23 protein-coding genes are annotated in these 17,651 nt (G+C 66.3%); 20 read left to right on the top strand and 3 right to left on the bottom strand.

What is annotated here, in order from left to right:
• The first annotated feature begins 23 nt into the window (after positions 1-23).
• The 4 genes from SP5_RS14230 (at position 24) to SP5_RS14215 (ending at position 2,889) form a co-directional block, all read left to right on the top strand.
• A complete protein-coding gene (locus SP5_RS14230) occupies positions 24-824 on the top strand; it encodes a response regulator (protein WP_042489968.1) in 801 nt (266 codons plus the stop codon).
• A gap of 51 nt (positions 825-875) precedes the next feature.
• A complete protein-coding gene (locus tag SP5_RS19550) occupies positions 876-1,013 on the top strand; it encodes a hypothetical protein (RefSeq protein ID WP_042489965.1) in 138 nt (45 codons plus the stop codon).
• Positions 1,014-1,119: 106 nt separating this feature from the next.
• Positions 1,120-1,767, top strand: coding sequence for a sigma-70 family RNA polymerase sigma factor (locus SP5_RS14220; protein WP_042490011.1), 648 nt, complete (start codon positions 1,120-1,122; stop codon positions 1,765-1,767).
• Between the two features lie 114 nt (positions 1,768-1,881).
• On the top strand, positions 1,882-2,889 hold the full coding sequence (locus tag SP5_RS14215; RefSeq protein WP_042489962.1) for a DUF6624 domain-containing protein: 1,008 nt from the start codon (positions 1,882-1,884) through the stop codon (positions 2,887-2,889).
• Between the two features lie 4 nt (positions 2,890-2,893).
• On the opposite strand, the gene SP5_RS19305 is transcribed toward SP5_RS14215, so the two are convergent.
• Entirely contained in the window at positions 2,894-3,052 is a 159-nt protein-coding gene (locus SP5_RS19305) for a hypothetical protein (RefSeq protein WP_157013747.1), read from the bottom strand.
• 108 nt (positions 3,053-3,160) lie between these two features.
• Here SP5_RS19305 and SP5_RS14210 point away from each other — a divergent pair, with 108 nt between their 5' ends.
• The 7 genes from SP5_RS14210 (at position 3,161) to SP5_RS14180 (ending at position 9,800) form a co-directional block, all read left to right on the top strand.
• A complete protein-coding gene (locus SP5_RS14210; protein WP_042489961.1) occupies positions 3,161-5,836 on the top strand; it encodes a bifunctional [glutamine synthetase] adenylyltransferase/[glutamine synthetase]-adenylyl-L-tyrosine phosphorylase in 2,676 nt (891 codons plus the stop codon).
• Positions 5,823-6,278, top strand: a complete 456-nt coding sequence (locus SP5_RS14205) for a peroxiredoxin (protein WP_042489960.1) — start codon at positions 5,823-5,825, stop codon at positions 6,276-6,278. Before SP5_RS14210 ends, SP5_RS14205 begins: the two co-directional genes overlap by 14 nt.
• Positions 6,275-7,099 carry a ferritin-like domain-containing protein gene (locus tag SP5_RS14200; protein WP_042489959.1) on the top strand — a complete coding sequence of 275 codons (825 nt, stop codon included), beginning with the start codon at positions 6,275-6,277 and terminating at the stop codon, positions 7,097-7,099. The genes SP5_RS14205 and SP5_RS14200 overlap by 4 nt, the downstream gene beginning before the upstream one ends.
• A 153-nt stretch (positions 7,100-7,252) precedes the next feature.
• On the top strand, positions 7,253-7,927 hold the full coding sequence (locus tag SP5_RS14195; RefSeq protein WP_409663381.1) for a M23 family metallopeptidase: 675 nt from the start codon (positions 7,253-7,255) through the stop codon (positions 7,925-7,927).
• A 183-nt stretch (positions 7,928-8,110) separates the two neighbouring features.
• On the top strand, positions 8,111-8,449 hold the full coding sequence (gene erpA / locus SP5_RS14190; protein WP_042489957.1) for an iron-sulfur cluster insertion protein ErpA: 339 nt from the start codon (positions 8,111-8,113) through the stop codon (positions 8,447-8,449).
• Between the two features lies 1 nt (position 8,450).
• Positions 8,451-9,224 (top strand): exodeoxyribonuclease III, encoded by a 774-nt coding sequence (gene xth / locus SP5_RS14185; RefSeq protein ID WP_042489955.1) that lies wholly within the window; start codon positions 8,451-8,453, stop codon positions 9,222-9,224.
• Positions 9,225-9,377: 153 nt separating this feature from the next.
• Positions 9,378-9,800: a hypothetical protein gene (locus tag SP5_RS14180; RefSeq protein ID WP_042489953.1), complete on the top strand. Its 423-nt coding sequence runs from the start codon at positions 9,378-9,380 to the stop codon at positions 9,798-9,800.
• Between the two features lie 57 nt (positions 9,801-9,857).
• Here the strand turns inward: SP5_RS14180 and SP5_RS14175 are convergent, their stop codons facing one another.
• Both SP5_RS14175 and SP5_RS14170 read right to left on the bottom strand, forming a co-directional pair.
• Positions 9,858-10,118 (bottom strand): SWIB/MDM2 domain-containing protein, encoded by a 261-nt coding sequence (locus SP5_RS14175; RefSeq protein WP_007405135.1) that lies wholly within the window; start codon positions 10,116-10,118, stop codon positions 9,858-9,860.
• Between the two features lie 56 nt (positions 10,119-10,174).
• On the bottom strand, positions 10,175-10,378 hold the full coding sequence (locus SP5_RS14170) for a hypervirulence associated TUDOR domain-containing protein (protein ID WP_042489951.1): 204 nt from the start codon (positions 10,376-10,378) through the stop codon (positions 10,175-10,177).
• Between the two features lie 108 nt (positions 10,379-10,486).
• On the opposite strand from SP5_RS14170, the gene SP5_RS14165 reads away from it, so the two are divergent.
• The 9 genes from SP5_RS14165 to SP5_RS14125 all read left to right on the top strand — a co-directional run bounded on the left by SP5_RS14165 (position 10,487) and on the right by SP5_RS14125 (position 17,565).
• Positions 10,487-11,599 carry an S-(hydroxymethyl)glutathione dehydrogenase/class III alcohol dehydrogenase gene (locus SP5_RS14165; RefSeq protein ID WP_042489950.1) on the top strand — a complete coding sequence of 371 codons (1,113 nt, stop codon included), beginning with the start codon at positions 10,487-10,489 and terminating at the stop codon, positions 11,597-11,599.
• The gene (locus SP5_RS14160) at positions 11,599-11,985 is read left to right on the top strand and encodes a VOC family protein (protein WP_042489948.1); all 387 of its coding nucleotides are present in this window, start codon (positions 11,599-11,601) and stop codon (positions 11,983-11,985) included. The genes SP5_RS14165 and SP5_RS14160 overlap by 1 nt, the downstream gene beginning before the upstream one ends.
• Positions 11,985-12,380, top strand: a complete 396-nt coding sequence (locus tag SP5_RS14155) for a VOC family protein (protein ID WP_042489945.1) — start codon at positions 11,985-11,987, stop codon at positions 12,378-12,380. Before SP5_RS14160 ends, SP5_RS14155 begins: the two co-directional genes overlap by 1 nt.
• 14 nt (positions 12,381-12,394) lie before the next feature.
• The gene (gene purU / locus SP5_RS14150) at positions 12,395-13,240 is read left to right on the top strand and encodes a formyltetrahydrofolate deformylase (RefSeq protein ID WP_042490009.1); all 846 of its coding nucleotides are present in this window, start codon (positions 12,395-12,397) and stop codon (positions 13,238-13,240) included.
• A complete protein-coding gene (gene fghA, locus SP5_RS14145; protein WP_042489944.1) occupies positions 13,237-14,079 on the top strand; it encodes an S-formylglutathione hydrolase in 843 nt (280 codons plus the stop codon). The genes purU and fghA overlap by 4 nt, the downstream gene beginning before the upstream one ends.
• A gap of 209 nt (positions 14,080-14,288) precedes the next feature.
• Entirely contained in the window at positions 14,289-14,915 is a 627-nt protein-coding gene (gene folE / locus SP5_RS14140) for a GTP cyclohydrolase I FolE (protein ID WP_042489942.1), read from the top strand.
• Positions 14,912-15,658, top strand: a complete 747-nt coding sequence (locus tag SP5_RS14135; protein ID WP_042489940.1) for an SDR family oxidoreductase — start codon at positions 14,912-14,914, stop codon at positions 15,656-15,658. Before folE ends, SP5_RS14135 begins: the two co-directional genes overlap by 4 nt.
• Complete coding sequence (locus SP5_RS14130) at positions 15,655-16,008, top strand: dihydroneopterin aldolase (RefSeq protein ID WP_042489937.1); 354 nt, start codon at positions 15,655-15,657, stop codon at positions 16,006-16,008. Before SP5_RS14135 ends, SP5_RS14130 begins: the two co-directional genes overlap by 4 nt.
• A gap of 102 nt (positions 16,009-16,110) precedes the next feature.
• Positions 16,111-17,565, top strand: a complete 1,455-nt coding sequence (locus tag SP5_RS14125) for a porin (RefSeq protein ID WP_042489935.1) — start codon at positions 16,111-16,113, stop codon at positions 17,563-17,565.
• Positions 17,566-17,651 lie beyond the last annotated feature (86 nt).

The raw sequence follows: 17,651 nt of genomic DNA, 5'->3' as shown, positions 1-17,651 counted from the left end.
ACCTCAGGGAGTGATTATTACCCATGTCGCTTGGACAGCAGCTTGCGCCCCATCTTCCCTTCCTGCGGCGCTATGGCCGAGCCCTGACCGGCAGCCAGATGCACGGCGACAAATATGTCCGCGCCACGCTGGAGGCGATCGTCGCGGCCCCGGACCAGTTTCCGCGCGACGTCGATCCCCGCCTGGGGCTGTACCGCATGTTCCAGGGCATCTGGTCGTCGGCCAATTATGACGAGCTGGACAATGACGGTATCGATGCCGACGGCAATGAAGGTCTGGCGCGCGCGCGCCTAGCCCGGATGACCCCGCTATCGCGCCAGGCGCTGCTGCTGACCGCGATGGAGGGCTTCACGCCCGAGGACGCCGCCTATCTGATCGACGTCGAGCCCAGTGAGGTCGAGAATCTCGTGTCCGAGGCGCTGGCCGAGATCGAGAAGCAGACCCGCGCCCGCGTGCTCATCATCGAGGATGAGCCGATCATCGCGATGGATATCGAGACGATCGTCCGCGACCTGGGCCATGAAGTCACCGGCGTCGCCGTGACCCGTGACGAGGCCGTGGCGCTGGCCATGGAGGATCGGCCCGGCCTGGTGCTGGCCGACATCCAGCTGGCCGATGACAGTTCGGGCATCGATGCGGTCAAGGACATCCTGGCCGAGTTCGAGGTTCCGGTGATCTTCATCACCGCCTTCCCCGAGCGGCTGCTGACCGGCGAGCGCCCGGAGCCGACCTTCCTGATCACCAAGCCGTTCCAGCGGTCGACCGTGAAGGCCGCGATCAGCCAGGCGCTGTTCTTCGACCAGAGCACCGTTCCGGCCGAATAAGAAAGACCTACGGTTACGGACCCAAAACGGTTGAGAGGCGTTGAGGCAGACATGGCTGATTCCAATGAACCCATTCATGTCGCCAAAGAGGATGCCAGGGCAGGGTCGACGCCGCATGTGACGCGGTACATCCTGCCCATCTCGCTGGTGCTCGTGATCGCGATCTTCGCCTTTCTGGTGCTGCGCTGACACGGGGCTTTGCGATTAGCCTTTTGGGACGGCTGGCTATTTTTGGGTCGGCCCCTTATGTTTCGAAATGGTCGCAAGGGCGGCCGTTTCCGATGATCGGATTTTCATGACGCAGCCACTGACGCGGGACGAATTCGAGGACGACGCACCTGAGGCGCCCGTCGAGCACGTCGCGCTGCCAGATTCCGAATTCAAGGCGGAGCTGGCGCGCGTGATCCCCCATCTGCGCGCCTTTGGCCGGTCGCTTTCGGGCAGCCGCGATCTGGCCGACGATCTGGTGCAGGAAACGCTGTTGAAGGCGTGGGCCGCGCGCCAGCGGTTCCAGGCGGGTACGAACATGCGTGCCTGGACTTTCATCATCCTGCGCAACCTGTATCTGTCGCAGATGCGTCGCGCGCGCTTCAAGGGCGAGTGGGACGATCTGGTCGCCGACCGCATTCTGGCGGCCCCGGCCAGCCAGGATCGCCATGTCGAGCTGGGCGATATGCAGCGCGCGCTGATGCACTTGCCGCAGCCGCAGCGCGAGGCGTTGATCCTGGTCGGTGCGGGCGGCTTTGCCTATGAGGAAGCGGCCGAAATCTGCAACGTCGCGGTCGGCACGATCAAGAGCCGCGTGGCGCGCGGCCGTGTCGCGCTGGAGACGATCCTGAACGAAGGCTCGTTGCCGTCACGGCGTCTGCATGAAACCGACAGCAGCAAGACTGCGCTTGACACGATCATGGGAGATGTCGACCAGTTGAGCGGCGGGCGATAAGCGCCTTTACTTCCGAACGTTAACAGATTGCCGCCCCGGTTCTGATCGGGGCGGCTTTTTTATTGCGGGATTGCTCGGCTTGACAGTGATTGCGAGACCTTGTCCGATCCGGTTATGCGCGTGCTCTCTTTGATCCTCTCCGCCTTTCTGCTGACGGCGGCCACGCCGCCGGTTCCGGAGATCCTGAAGCCCTATATCAAGGGTGATCGCTTCGATCCGGGCGATTATAAATGGATGAAGGGGCGCTTCCCGGACGCGACTGCCGAGGAAAAGGCGCAGGACAAGCAGGTCCGGGACTGGTTGATGGCGTGTTATACGCAAGGTTTGGCAGAAACGCGGGCCGAACTGCGTGCGCTTGGTATCGTCGATCCTCTGCTGAAAGAAGCGCCGGTTGACGATGTGCTCTGCTCGCAGGTGGGCGCTGCTCCCCATGTATCGCATTGGGCAAATTTTTCCGCTTTCCAACAGTCCCTCGAAACGGCCGTGCCGATCGCGGACACCTATTTGACGGCGGTGGGGGCGGCCAAACAGATCAGCGCGTCGAAGACGGCCAAGCTTCATGACCTGCTGATGGCGCGTCCGGTGGGCGAGCAAATGCTGCGCTATGCCGGTGATTGGAGGCCGGACGGCCTGGTAAGGCCCCCAGCCGTCGCCGAGCCGGTCGGCGCCATCATTCGGTCGCGTCTCATGGCGGCTGGGATGGTCGAAGACCATGAGAACACCGAATGGCTCAAGCAAATAGTTGCAAAGCAGGGCTGGCCCAAACGATCGGAGGTCGGCGACGACGCAGCGGGCGAGGCTTGGCTGCTGGTTCAGCATGCGGATGCCGACCCGGCGTTCCAACTCACCGTGCTGCGCGCGATGGAACCGCTTCTAACGAATGGCGACGTGTCCAAGACGGACTATGCCTATCTTTATGATCGCGTGATGCTGAAGATCACCGGTAAGCAGCGTTATGGGACGCAAGCAATGTGTGACAATGGCAAACGCGTGTCCCAGCCGCTGGAAGATGAGAAAAGGGTGGATCGATTGCGCGCGGAGGTAGGTCTTGCGCCTGTGGCGGAGTATCTCGGCGGAATGGACAAAAGCTACGGACGCTGCCCGCCCGGCCAAAGGTTGTAGTCGATCAGGACCGTCGATCCAGCCGCGCCAGCAACCGCACCCAGTGATCCGGCAGCCGCACCGGCCGGGAATAGGCCGAGCGCAGCGCGCAGCCGATATCGTCCGTGCGCTGCGGCGCGCGGACGATACGGATATCGCGGGTTCCAGATTCGGTGCTCATCATGACAACACAACCGATCAGCGCTTGACAAGTTGCAAATCATCTGATGCGCATTTGTTAACTGGATCGAAAGTGTTTCTTTCGCCACGACCCGCAGGGTAGAAGCGGGGTATGAGCAGCCTGTCCCTGTCCGCCTTGCCCGATGCCGTCGCCCGCGCACGTCGGCATTCGTCCTTTCTGGCGATGCTGCTCGACCGGGAGCCGGACATAGAGGCGGGCGCGCTGGCGGGCGAATTGCTCGCGCCGCCCGCTACGGCCGAGGATCTGCCGGTCGGCACCCGATTGCGCCGCGAGCGGCGCGCGCTGGCGCTGACCGTTGCGTTGGGCGACCTGTCCGGGCTTTACGACCTGACCGAGGTGACGCACCGGCTGACCGATTTCGCCGACCGATCCCTCGACCGCGCGATCCGCGCCGCGATCGAGGAACGGACGCCGGGTGCCGAGCCGGTCGGTTTCGCCGCCATCGCGCTGGGCAAGCAGGGCAGTCGCGAACTCAATTATTCCTCCGACATCGACCCGATCCTCATCTTCGACCCCCTGACGCTGCCCCGCCGCCTGCGCGAGGAGCCGGAGGATGCGGCGGTGCGGATCGGCAAGCGGGTGGTCGAGCTGCTCCAGGCGCGCGACGGCGATGGCTATGTGCTGCGCGTCGACCTGCGTCTGCGGCCCTCGCCCGAGGCGACGCCGATCGCGATTCCCGTGGAGGGGGCGATCGCCTATTATGAGAGCCAGGCGCTGACGTGGGAGCGGGCGGCGTTCATCCGGGCGCGGGCGGCGGCGGGAGATCTGGCGCTGGGGCAGCGTTTCCTCGACGCGATCCGCCCGTTCGTCTGGCGGCGCGCGCTCGATTTCGGTGCGGTCGGCGAGATCCGCGACCTGACGCGGCGCATCCGCGATCATCATGCGCAGGGGCAGGCGATGGGGCCGGGCTATGACCTGAAACGCGGGCGCGGCGGCATTCGCGAGATCGAGTTCTTCGCGCAGATCCACCAGCTGATCCATGGTGGCCGTGACCCCGCGCTGCGGGCACCCGCCACCCGCGACGCGCTGGCGACGCTGGCCGAGGCCGGGCGGATCGATGCAGGGCAGGCGGCGGCGCTGACCGATGCCTATGTCCTGCTGCGCACGATCGAGCACCGGGTCCAGATGATCGACGACCGCCAGACCCATCAGCTGCCGTTGGGCGAAGGGCTGGGCCGGGTGGCGCAACTCCACGGACTGGCGGATGGCGAGGCGCTGATCGGCATGCTGGCCCCCGTCACCGAAAGGGTCGGGCGCTTCTATGACGCGCTCGATGCCGATGAGCGACCGCGCCTGCCGCATGATCCGGTCCTGCTGAACGAGCGGCTGGCGGCGGCGGGGCTGCACGATATCGAGGCGGCGGCGCGGCGGATCGCGGCATGGCGTGGCGGCGACTATGCCGCGCTGCGCAGCCCGGCGGCGCGCGAGGCACTGGACGCGGTGCTGCCCACTTTGGTCGAGGCGTTGGGGGAGGCTCCCGATCCCGATGCCGCGATCCTGAAGCTCGATTCGCTGTTCGAGCGGATGACCAGCGCGATCAACATCTTCCGCCTGCTGGAGGCGCGGCCGGGCCTGGCCAGCCTGACGGTAGCGATCCTCAGCCATGCTGCGCCGCTGGCGGCGGAGCTGGCACGGCGGCCCGCTTTGCTCGACGGGCTGATCGACGCCTCCGCCTTCGATCCGTTGCCCGCCGTCCCATTGCTGGAACGTGCGATGCGCGGCGGCGAAACGGGGCAGGATTATCAGGACCGGCTGGACCATGTCCGCCGCGTCGTCGGCGAACTTCGCTTTGCTCTGGGCGCGCAGATCGTCGCGGGGCGGGCCGATCCGCTGGAGGTGGCGGGCGGCTATGCGCGCGTCGCCGAGGCGGCGGTGGATGTGCTGGCGCAGGCGACGGTCGACGAATTCGTCGCGGCGCATGGCCGGGTGCCGGGCAGCGAGCTGGTGATCCTGGCACTGGGCCGGATGGGCGGCGCAGCGCTGACCCATGCGTCGGACCTCGACCTCGTCTATCTGTTCACTGGTGATTTCGCGGGCGAGTCCGATGGGGCGAAGCCTTTGGGGGCGACGCTTTACTATAACCGCCTCGCGCAGCGGGTGACGGCGGCCTTGTCGGTGCCGACCCAGGCGGGGCCGCTCTATCCGGTCGACACGCGGCTGCGGCCGTCCGGCACGCAGGGGCCTTTGGTCGTCTCGGTCGAGAGTTTCGCGCGATATCAACGCGAAGACGCCTGGACCTGGGAGCATATGGCATTGACCCGCGCCCGGCCGATCTTCGGCTCGGCAAGCGCGCGGGCGGAGGTGGCGGCGATCGTTGCGGATGTGCTCAATGGCAACCGACCCGATCGCGATGTCGCGACCGAGGCGGGCGATATGCGGGCCGAAATGGCGCGGCACAAACCGCCGCAGGGACCGCTCGACGTCAAGCTGCTGCCCGGCGGGCTGGTCGACCTAGAGTTCGCGGTGCATCGGGCGCAGTTGATCCACCGCGCGGGCTTCGACCCCGATCTTGGGCAAGCGATCGGTGCGCTGGTGGCGGAGGAGCTGATGCCGCCGTCCATGGCGCGGGCGCATGACGTGCTGACCCGCGCGCTGGTGTCCTTCCGCCTGCTGGTGCCCGACGGGCAGGAGCCGCCCGAGCCGACCCGCCCGCTGATCGCGCGCGCCATGGGCCTGCCCGACTGGGCGACGGTGGTTGCCACGCTGGAGGCGACACGGCAGGAGGTCGCCCGAGTCTGGCATGGAGATGGTAATGCAGCAGGGTGATGCAATTCCGGCGGTGACGGTCACGACCGCGAACGACGAAAAGCTGGCGCTGGGCGATCTGGCCGGGCCGCTGGTCGTCTATTTCTATCCCAAGGACGACACCAGCGGCTGCACGCGCGAGGCGCAGGACTTCACCGCGCTGGCCGGGGATTTTGAGAGCGCTGGCGTGCGGGTGATCGGCATCTCCAAGGACAGCCCGGCCAGGCATCGCAAGTTCAGCGAAAAATACACGCTGGCGGTCGAACTGGTCAGCGACGAGGACGGCGCGGCCTGCGAGGCGTTCGGCGTCTGGGGTGAGAAGAAGCTCTACGGCAAGACCTATATGGGCATCGAGCGGGCGACCTTCCTGTTCGGCCGCGATGGGACGCTCGTGCAGAGCTGGCGCAAGGTGAAGGTGCCCGGCCATGCCGAGGCCGTGCTGGAGGCGGCGCGCGCGCTTTGACGACGATCGCGCAAGCCTGCGCAGGTGTTCTGCGCGAAAGCGATCCGCTGGCCAAGGTACGGGCCGCGCGGGCGGTGGCGCGCGGTTGGCGGCGGGGCGTGTTGGCGCATGACTTCGACGTCGCGATGCCCGATGCGCCAGGGCGGCCCGATCGACCCGAGCTGCTGCCGCCCAACCGTATGCCCAAGCGCGGGCGCGGCGGATCGGAGAAGGGGCGGATCGCGCTGCTCCATGCGCTGGCCCATATCGAGTTCGCGGCGATCGACCTGGCCTTCGACGCGGCGGGGCGCTTCGGCGGGCAGTTTCCGCGCACCTTTGTCGACGACTGGATTTCGGTCGGCGCGGATGAGGCGATGCACTTTGCCGTCCTGCATCGCCGGTTGAAGACGCTGGGTTCTGGGTATGGCGAATTGCCCGCCCATGCGGGCCTGTGGGAAGCGGCGGAGGAAACCGCGCATGACGCCATGGCGCGGCTGGCGGTCGTGCCGATGGTGCTGGAGGCCAGGGGCCTCGACGTGACGCCGGAAACGGTCGCACGCTTTCGAGCCGGGGGCGACGAGGTGTCGGCGCGCATCCTCAACCGCATCTATACCGACGAGATCCGGCATGTCGGATTCGGCGCGAAATGGTTCGGCTATCTGGCCGCCGGGCACGACATCGAGCCTGCCGAGCATTGGCGAATGCTGGTCCGCCGCCATTTCCGGGGCGTCGTTAAGCCACCGTTCAACGTTTCGGCGCGCGATACAGCCGGTCTGACGCGCGATTTCTATGCGCCCCTTGCGGACGAGGAACCCATAAAGGCACAAGCTGACCGTCTGTAACGCGGTGGGGCTGCGACACAGCATAGGATGAACGAAGCCGGGCTTTTCCGACTGCGGGATCGTTCGGCGACAAGGGTTCGGGGTTCGATGAATCAACTGGCACTCTCGGGTAAATCGATTGCATCGCGCGTCCGATCCGTTTTCCTCACTGCATTGACGATCGGCCTGTCGGGCCAGATGGCATTGGCCCATTCGGCACCCGCCGCCGCTCCGGCCCATGGCGCGCCCAAGGCGGTCGGGGGCGAGTTCATCCCCGCCAACAGCGCCGAAGCCTCGGCCGACCTGCGCACCGACCAGCAGTTCCGCACCCTGTTCCAGACCTGGAAGAAGATGGACGCCCGCCCGAACGGCGTCATCGCCATCCCCTCGGTCCATCCTGTCGAAAAGCTCCAGTTCACCAGCAATTTCGGCATCCGCTCCGACCCGTTCCGTGGCACCGCCGCGATGCATGCCGGGGTCGATATTCCGGGGCCTGTCGGCACCCCGATCTATGCCACCGCCGACGGCATCGTCGATCATGCCAGCTGGCAGGGCGGCTATGGCAACATGGTCGAGATCAACCATGGCAAGGGCATCGCGACCCGTTACGGCCACCTTTCGAAGATCCTGGTCGCCGATGGCGCCCGCGTGACGCGCGGCCAGCTGATCGCGCTGATGGGCTCGACCGGGCGTTCGACCGGCTCTCACCTTCATTACGAAGTCCGCATGGACGGCCATGCCGTCAATCCCGTGCCCTTCCTGACCACCGGCGATTATCTGACCGCGTCGCAGGATCATGCGATCCACCAGATCCCGGTTTCCTCCGACGGCCCCGCCGCGCAGGACTGACAAATATTCCTCCCCGGCACGGGGAGGGGGACCGCTCGAAGAGCGGTGGAGGGGGATTGCGGCCAGAGGCATCCCGTGGAGAGGCCCCCCTCCGTCAGACCTCCGGTCTGCCACCTCCCCTTGCAGGGGAGGAATAGCGTGATCGGGATTGCCCCACTCGCTCCTCGCGCCTATCTCACCCCCATGGCCACCAGCATTTCCGAAATCGCGCTGACCCCGGCCGCCGCGGCGCGTGTCGCGACGATCGCCGAGCGGCAGAACAAGCCCGCCATCCTGCGTCTGTCGGTCGAAGGCGGCGGCTGTTCGGGCTTCCAGTACAAGTTCGGCCTGGCCGATGCACCGGCCGACGATGATGCGGTGACCCGAACCGATGGCGTCACGCTGGTCGTCGACAGCATCAGCCTGGACCTCGTCCGGGGGGCGCAGGTCGATTATGTCGAATCGCTGGGCGGCGCGGCGTTTCAGGTGAAGAACCCCAACGCGGCCTCGGGCTGCGGCTGCGGCACCAGCTTCTCGGTCTGACGTGAAGATCACCACGTACAACGTCAACGGGATCAAGGCCCGACTGCCCCGGCTGCTCGAATATCTGGCGGAGGCCGATGCGGATATCGTCTGTCTCCAGGAGTTGAAGGCCAGTGACGAGACCTTCCCGATCCAGGATATCGAAGCGGCCGGGTACGGCGCGGTCTGGCACGGCCAGAAGAGCTGGAACGGCGTCGCGGTGCTCGCGCGCGGCGCCCAGCCGGTCGAGCGGCAGCGCGGGCTGGCTGGCGAGGATGAGGACGAGCATAGCCGCTATCTCGAATGCGAGGTGAATGGTCTGGTCGTCGCCTCGCTCTATCTGCCCAACGGCAATCCGCAGCCGGGGCCGAAATTCGATTATAAGCAGCGCTGGATGGAGCGGCTGGCGGCGCGCGCCCGCGCATTGCTGGCCGAGGAAGTGCCTGCCGTGCTGGCCGGGGATTACAATGTCATCCCGAATGACGACGACACCTTCTCCGTCCCGGCCATGGCGAGCGATGCGCTGATGCAGCCGGAGAGCCGTCAGGCCTATCGTCGGTTGCTGGCGCAAGGCTGGACGGACTCGCTGCGGACGCGCGCGCCCAAGGGCGGGGTGTGGACCTTCTGGGACTATCAGGCCGGGTCGTGGCAGCGCGATGCGGGCTTCCGTATCGACCATCTCCTGCTCAGCCCGCAGGCCGCCGACCGGCTGGTCGATGCAGGCGTCGACAAGAGTTATCGCGGGCGGGAAAAGGCGAGTGACCACGCCCCGACCTGGGTGAAGTTGCAGGATTGATAATTCCTCCCCGGCACGGGGAGGGGGGCCGCCGCGAAGCGGTGGTGGAGGGGGATCGCGACATAGGCTATCCCATGGGGAAGCCCCCCTCCGTCAGGCCTTTGGCCTGCCACCTCCCCGTGCCGGGGAGGATTTACTAAACAGAGACCGTTCATGCGCCGTGCCGCTTCCCTGTTGATCCTCACTTTGTCGCTGGCCGCGTGCCAACAGAATAGCCGCGCCGACGACCGGCTCGCCGATGCCGATGCGCAGGAACGGGCGCGGCAGGAGAAGGTCGCCCAGGACATGGTCGCGCAGACCCAGGATCAGGTGCGGGTGAAGATGCTGGAGCAGCGTGTCGCTGCGCTGGAGGCGCAGGTGGCGGCGATGCAGGGGGATCGCAAGCTGCTGGACGCGCAACTGGTCGAGCAGAGGCTGAACCAGATCGAGGCGGGGCGAGTGGGGGCGGGCGATCCGGCCCCTGCGGCGACGCCGACGCCCGCAGCGACGCGTGCCCAGGGTCGTACACCGGCTCCGACCGAGAAATCGTCCCAGCCGCCGCCCGTGCGCAAGCCGCTGGTTCTGGACCTGCGATAGCGGCGCGGGCGGCGTGGGGTTACGCCCCGGCACGGTGGCCGGGGCATCGCCAAAGGCTTACTTCTTCAGGTGCGCCGAGATGAACTTGTTCATCTCGAACATGGTGCACTTGTCCTTGCCGAACACCTTCTTCAGCTTGTCGTCGGCCAGGATTTCCCGCTTGTTCTCGGGGTTCTGCAGGTTGTTGGCCTTGATATAGTCCCACACCTTGCTGATGACCTGGCTGCGCGGCAGCTTCTCGTTGCCGACGATCGCGCCCAGTTCCTCGGACGGCTGGACCGGGGCGTGGATGCCGGTGCCCGTGGTTGCGGTGGCCATGTTATTCCTTCCTATAATCCTTCAGCATCCCAGCCCGTTGGCGGGACGCGCGTGAATCACGCTTTCTTCAGCGCGTCCGCCTTGTGCGCTGCCTTTCCGCCATTGTCACTCTCTACTATGTATTGCGGCTCATCCTTCGACGCACGGACCGTGTGCCCCTTGATCTCGGTGTCGTTGGTCTGCTTCTTCACGACCTTGCCCTCGGCCGTGCCGCCATGGCTGTTCCATTCGACATGGTCGCCCTTTTTGAACTCGGTCATCGTCGCTCTCCCATCCTGTTGAGCGCCATCAATCCGCCGGGCCGTTCGTTGGTTGCACATGCCGTCGCATCGGGGCATCAGGGCGGCCAGCCAAGGAGACAGGAACCTATGAAAACCCGCGCCGCCGTCGCCTTCGAGGCCAAGAAGCCGCTCGAAATCGTCGAACTCGATCTGGAAGGCCCCAAGGCGGGTGAAGTCCTTGTCGAGATCATGGCGACCGGCATCTGCCACACCGATGCCTATACGCTCGACGGCTTCGACAGCGAGGGGATATTCCCCAGCGTGCTGGGCCATGAAGGCTGCGGCATCGTGCGCGAGGTCGGTGCGGGCGTCACCAGCGTGGCGCCGGGCGATCATGTCATACCGCTTTACACCCCCGAATGCCGCCAGTGTAAGTCGTGCCTGTCGGGCAAGACGAACCTGTGTACCGCGATCCGCGCGACGCAGGGCAAGGGCCTGATGCCCGACGGTACGACCCGCTTCAGCTATAAGGGGCAGCCGATCTTCCATTATATGGGCTGCTCGACCTTCTCGAACTTCACCGTTCTCCCTGAGATCGCGGTCGCCAAGATCCGCGAGGACGCGCCGTTCGACACCAGCTGCTATATCGGCTGCGGCGTGACGACGGGCGTCGGCGCGGTGGTCAACACCGCCAAGGTGCAGCCGGGCGAGAATGTCGTCGTCTTCGGCCTGGGCGGCATCGGCCTGAACGTGATCCAGGGCGCCAAGCTGGCGGGCGCGGGCCGGATCATCGGCGTCGACATCAACCCCGACCGCGAGGAATGGGGTCGCCGCTTCGGCATGACCCACTTCCTCAACTCCAAGGGGCTGAGCCGTGAGGAGACGATCGCCAAGATCCTCGAACTCACCGATGGCGGCGCGGATTACAGCTTCGACGCGACCGGCAATACCGAAGTGATGCGCACCGCGCTGGAATCCTGCCATCGCGGCTGGGGCACTTCGATCATCATCGGCGTGGCCGAGGCGGGCAAGGAGATCAGCACGCGGCCGTTCCAGCTGGTGACGGGGCGCAACTGGCGCGGCACCGCGTTCGGCGGCGCGCGCGGGCGGACCGACACGCCCAAGATCGTCGACTGGTATATGAACGGCAAGATCGAGATCGACCCGATGATCACCCACCGACTGACGCTGGAGGAGATCAACAAGGGCTTCGACCTGATGCATGCGGGCGAGAGCATCCGCAGCGTGGTGATCTTCTGATGTTCAGCCATGTCATGCTGGGGGCCGACGACATCGATGCGGCCAAGCGCTTCTACGACGCCATTCTGGGCGTGCTGGGCGCGTCCGAGGGGGTGATCGATCCGCTGGGGCGGCTGGTCTACAGCCACAAGGGCGCACGTTTCCTGATCTCGAAGCCGATCGATGGAAAGCCCGCGACCTATGCCAATGGCGCAACGCTGGGCTTTGCGATGGACTCGCCGGAGCAGGCCGATGCCTGGCACGCGGCGGGGCTGGCGAATGGCGGCACCGCGATCGAGAACCCGCCGGGTATCCGCGACGTGCCGGTGGGCAAAGTCTATCTCGCCTATCTGCGCGACCCGACCGGCAACAAGCTCTGCGCACGGCATCTGGTGGAGGCGAACTGATGTATACTCATGTCATGGTCGGATCGAACGACATCGCGCGGTCCAAGGCATTTTACGACGCGCTGTTCGCGGCGCTGGGCGGCCAGCCGGGGATGCAGGCCCCCGGTGCCGAGCGCGTCATGTATCTGCACAATGGCGCGGTCTTCATCGTGACCCGCCCGATCGACGGCCAGCCCGCCACCCATGCCAATGGCGGCACGATCGGTCTGGGCGCGGCGGACCCCGCTCAGGTCGAGGCCGCCCATGCGGCGGGCGTCGCCAATGGCGGCACGGCGGTCGAAGCACCGCTGGGCGAGCGCCAGACCGGCCTGGGCCTGGCCTATCTGGGTTATCTGCGCGATCCCGATGGCAACAAGCTGTGCCTGGGCTGTCGCCTGCCCGCACCGGCGGCGTGAGCGACAGCGGCTATATCCTGACGCTGGCGTGTCAGGACCGGGTCGGCATCGTCGCCGCCGTGTCGGGCGCGCTGGCGGGGATCGACGGCTTCATCCTCGACAGCCAGCAATATGCCGATCTGGAGACGGGGCGCTTCTTCCTGCGCATCGTCTTCACCGGGCAGGGCACGCGTTTCCCCGCCTCGGTCGAATGGGTGAGGGCGGCGCTGGCCGATCCGGCGGCGCGGTTCGGCTTCGACTGGCATGTCGCGCCCGCCACCGAGCGGCCCCGGATGCTGCTCGCGGTGTCGAAGGGTTCGCATTGCCTGAACGACCTGCTGCATCGCTGGCGGACCAACACCCTGCCGGTCGAGATCGTCGGGGTCGTGTCCAATCACGACAGCCTTCGCCCGCTGGTCGAGTGGCATGGCCTGCCCTGGCATCACCTGCCGGTCGACAATGCCAACCGCGCCGAGCAGGAAGCGGCGATGCTGGCGCTGATGGAGGAGAGCCGTGCCGATTACCTCGTCCTCGCCCGTTATATGCAGGTGCTGGGCGAGCGGCTGGTCGCCGCCCTTCCGGGCCGGTGCATCAACATCCATCACAGCTTCCTGCCCGGCTTCAAGGGCGCGCAGCCCTATCATCGCGCGCACGCCCGCGGCGTGAAGCTGATCGGCGCGACCGCGCATTTCGTGACCGCCGACCTGGACGAAGGGCCGATCATCGAACAGGCGGTCGAACGGGTCGATCACCGCGCCAGTATCGACGACCTGATCCGCATCGGCCGCGATATCGAGGCGCAGGTGCTGGCCCGTGCGGTCGCCTGGGTGGGTGAGCGGCGGGTCTTCCTCAATGACAACCGGACGGTGGTGTTCCGATGACGATCGAGACGATTTCGACCTCCAAGGCGCATGGCGGCGTGCAGGGCGTATACGCGCATGACAGTGCGGCGACCGGCATGCGCATGACCTTTTCGGTCTTCGTGCCGGAGCATGAGGAAGGCGAGAAGCTGCCCGTCCTCTGGTATCTGTCGGGCCTGACCTGCACCCATGCCAATGTCACCGACAAGGGCGAGTTTCGTGGGCCTTGTGCGGAGCATCGGGTGATCTTCATCGCGCCGGACACCTCGCCGCGCGGCGACGGGGTGGCGAACGACGATGCCTATGACATGGGGCAGGGTGCGGGCTTTTATGTCGATGCGACCGAAGAACCCTGGGCGAAGCATTTCCATATGCGGACCTATATCGAGCAGGAACTGCCCGCGCTGATCGCCGCGCATTTGCCCATGGCCGATATGGACGCGCAAGCGATCACCGGCCATTCGATGGGGGGCCACGGCGCGCTGACCATCGGGCTGCGCAACCCGGACCGCTTCCGCAGCGTGTCGGCCTTCGCCCCCATCGTCGCGCCATCGCGGGTGCCGTGGGGCGAGAAGGCACTGGGCGGCTATCTGGGCTCCGACCGTGCCGCATGGCGACAGGCCGATGCCGTCGCGCTGATCGAGGACGGGGCGCGGGTGCCCGACCTGCTGGTCGACCAGGGCGATGCCGACCAGTTTCTGACCGAGCAGTTGCGCCCCGAATTGCTGGCCGAGGCGTGTAAGAAGGCGGGGATCGCCCTGACCCTGCGGATGCAGCCGGGCTATGACCACAGCTACAACTTCATCTCCACCTTCATGGCCGACCATGTCGCCTGGGCGGCGGAGCGGCTGCGCGGGTAATTCCTTCCCGCTGAGCCAAGCATCCCCCCTTCCGTTCAGCCTGAGCGTAGTCGAAGGCCACGCCACATCGTCTGGATCCAGGCGGATTCCCTTGGCCTTCGACTTCGCTCAGGCTGAACGGATTTATGTGACATGGGTTACGGGAATGCGAGTTTTGCACCCCGGCCATCGTTCCGCTATCGCACCGGCTTTGATGTGAAGGACATAATATGAGCTGCGCGCATGGCGACCCGGAGGACGGCGACCTGATCGGTCAGGACGGCAAGATCGTCGTTCCCGATCATGTCGCCGAGGCCATTCGCACGCTGATCGCCTGGGCCGGGGACGACCCTACGCGCGAGGGGCTGGTCGACACCCCCAAGCGCGTGGCGCGGGCATGGCGCGAATATTGCGCGGGCTATGGCGACGACCCGGCCGTCCACCTGTCGCGGGTGTTCGAGGAGGTCGGCGGCTATGACGAGATCGTGCTGCTGAAGGACATCCCCTTCCAGTCGCATTGCGAGCATCACATGGCACCGATCATGGGCCGCGCGCACATCGCCTATCTGCCGCGCAACCATGTCGTCGGTATCTCCAAGCTCGCCCGCGTGCTGCATGGTTTCGCGCGTCGCTTGCAGGTGCAGGAACGGCTGACCGCCGAGGTCGCCGACTGCATCTGGGAAAACCTGAAGCCGCTGGGCGTCGCGGTGGTGATCGAGGCGACGCATGGCTGCATGACCTCGCGCGGGGTGCGCACGCCGGGCGTGTCGATGGTGACCAGCCGGATGATGGGCGTGTTCCGCGACGACGATCGCAGCCGCAAGGAAGTGCTGTCGCTGATGGGCATGGCCGGATGACCAGGCGCACCGTGCTGGTGACCGGGGCGGCCAGGCGGCTGGGCGCGAGCATCGCCCGGCGGCTGGCGGCGGACGGGCATCGGCCGGTGATCCACTACAACGGCTCGGGCGAGGATGCGGCGGCGCTGGCGACGGAACTGGACGCGCCGATGGTGCAGGGCGACCTGTCACGGATCGACGCGATTGACGCATTGTTCGCCCGCGGCCGGGCGGCGGCGGGTGGCCCGATCGACGGGCTGGTCAACAGCGCTTCGGCCTTCGAATTCGACCGGCCGCCGGAGACGGATGCGGGCCTGATGGCCAAGCTCTACGCGATCAACGCCGCCGCGCCCGCCTTGCTCGCCTCGGCCCTGGCGCGGCAGGACGATGTCACGGACGGCGCGGTGGTCGATATCCTGGACCAGAAGCTCGCCAATCCCAATCCCGACTTCTTCTCCTATAGCTGCGCCAAATTCGCACTGGCGGGCGCGAACACGATGCTGGCCCAGGCGCTTGCCCCCCGCATCGCGGTGAATGCCGTCGCCCCCGGCCTGACCCTGCAAAGCGGGGACCAGAGCGACGCCGAGTTTGCCGAGGCCGCAACGAAGAACCTGCTTGGCCGACCGATCGGCGCGGAGGCGGTGGCCGAGGCGGTGTCGTTCCTGCTGAGCGCGCGGGGGCTTCGCGGACAGACCCTGTATGTCGATTGCGGCCAGCGTTTCTGCCGCCGCGACGGCGATGTTATGTTCGAGGGACGGGCATGACGGCGACCTATCGAATCCTGCTCGACGAGATGACGGTGGCGATGCATCTGGGCATCTATCCGCATGAGGTCGCGCCCCAGCCGGTCCGCCTGTCGGTCGCGATGACCGTCACCTATCCCGCCGCGCCCAGTGCCGACCGGATCGAGGAAGTGCTGGACTATGACTTCCTGCGCGAAGGCATATTGGCGATGGCGCGCGGCCCCGGTTTTGCCTTGCAGGAAAGCCTGTGCGAGGCGGTCGCGGCACTATGCCTCGCCGATCCCCGCGTGACTTCGGTGACGGTGCGATCGACCAAGACCGACATCTATCCCGACGCCCGGATCGGTTGCGAGATCGAGCGGAGCCGCTGACGCTGAACGGCTTGTCACGATAATATCACGCTTTTGTCATCAATCTGTTGCGGAAGGGGCCGGAGCCGTCCTAAGTCGCCGCCGAAAACAGGGCGGAACAGCATGGCGATCAAGTGGATACCCCAGCGGGCGGGTGCGGGGTTCGCCGCCGCGACGATGCTCGCGAGCTGTCCGTCCCCCGCCGCCGCCCAGACGGTGCAGGAATTGCAGCGGCAGATCGACGAGCTGAAGGCGCAGATCAAGCTGCTGACCGATGCGCAGAAGGGCATGACGGCGGCCGTTCCGAGTGCGCCTGTCACACCCGTCCCCCCGCCGGTCGTGGCATTGGCACCTGTCTCGCCCGCGCCCGCCCCGGCCCCTGCACCGCAGCGGGTGGCCAGCGCGCCCAAGCCGGTATCGTCACGGACGCCCTGGTATGAGCGGTTGCGCCTGCGCGGCTATACGCAGCTTCGCTACAACGCCCTGCTCGACAGCGAGGACGCGCCGGGGACCAACGGTTCGCGCCTGCGCTCGGTCCACGATGCGTCGATCAACGATGATGGCGGCTTCCTGCTGCGCCGTGTCCGGCTGGTGCTGCAGGGCGATATCACCGACCGGCTGCAACTCTATTTCCAGCACGACTTCGGCGCGGCGGTGAACAACCAGTCCAGCACCGAGCGGCGCGAGAATTTCGGTCAGTTGCGCGACGTCTATGCCGACTGGTTCCTCGACCCCGAACGCCGCCTGCGCCTGCGCTTCGGCCAGTCCAAGGTGCCGTTCGGCTGGGAGAACCTGCAATCCTCGTCCAACCGCCTGCCGCTCGATCGGTCGGATGCGATCAACAGCGGCGTGCCGGGCGAGCGCGATGTCGGGATTAACGTCTATTATACGCCCGCGCCCGTCCAGGCGATCTGGGATCGGCTGACCAAGGACAAGCAGAAGCTGTTCGGCAATTACGGCGCCTTCGGGCTGGCCGTCTATAACGGGCAGGGGACCAACAGGACCGAGCGGACCGACAATCTGATGAAGGTCGCCATGGCCACCTGGCCCTTCGCGCTGGACGGGCTGGGGCCGTTGTTCCGGGATCAGGTGCTGGAGGTCGGCGGATCAGCGATGTTCAACCGCTTCCGGCCCGAGCTGCGCAGCGGCGGGGTCAGCCCGGTCGACTATCGCGACGATCGCGTCGCCGTCCACGCCATCCTCTATCCGCAGCCCTTCGGGATCCAGACCGAATGGACGACCGGCTGGGGGCCGCAATATGACAGCGCATCGGGGACGATCCGTTCCAGCCGTCTGGGCGGCGGCTATGTCCAGCTGATGGCGAATGTCGGCCAGACGCCGGTCGGCCGCGCCATCCCCTATGTCCGGTGGCAGCATTATCGCGGCGGGTGGAAGGCCAATGTCGATGCCCCCCGGCTGGAAACCGACGAGTGGGAACTTGGCGCCGAGATCCAGCTGGTCGAGGCGCTGGAATTGACGATCGCCTATGCCCGGATGGAACGGCGCGAGGCGGATGCACGGCGGACGGGCCGCGTGACCGGCGACCTGATCCGCACCCAGCTGCAATTCACGTATTGAGCCTTATCGATAGTATATGCGCCTTCCTTCCCCTCCCCTTCAGGGGAGGGGGCAGGGGGTGGGGCGCTTCCGTAAGCGCGGCGTTC

The sequence above is a fragment of the Sphingomonas parapaucimobilis NBRC 15100 genome, from assembly GCF_000787715.1.
Classification (GTDB): Bacteria; Pseudomonadota; Alphaproteobacteria; order Sphingomonadales; family Sphingomonadaceae; genus Sphingomonas; species Sphingomonas parapaucimobilis.
The sequence above is the reverse complement of the archived record's forward strand: the minus strand, read 5'-3'. Positions and strand labels throughout refer to the sequence as shown.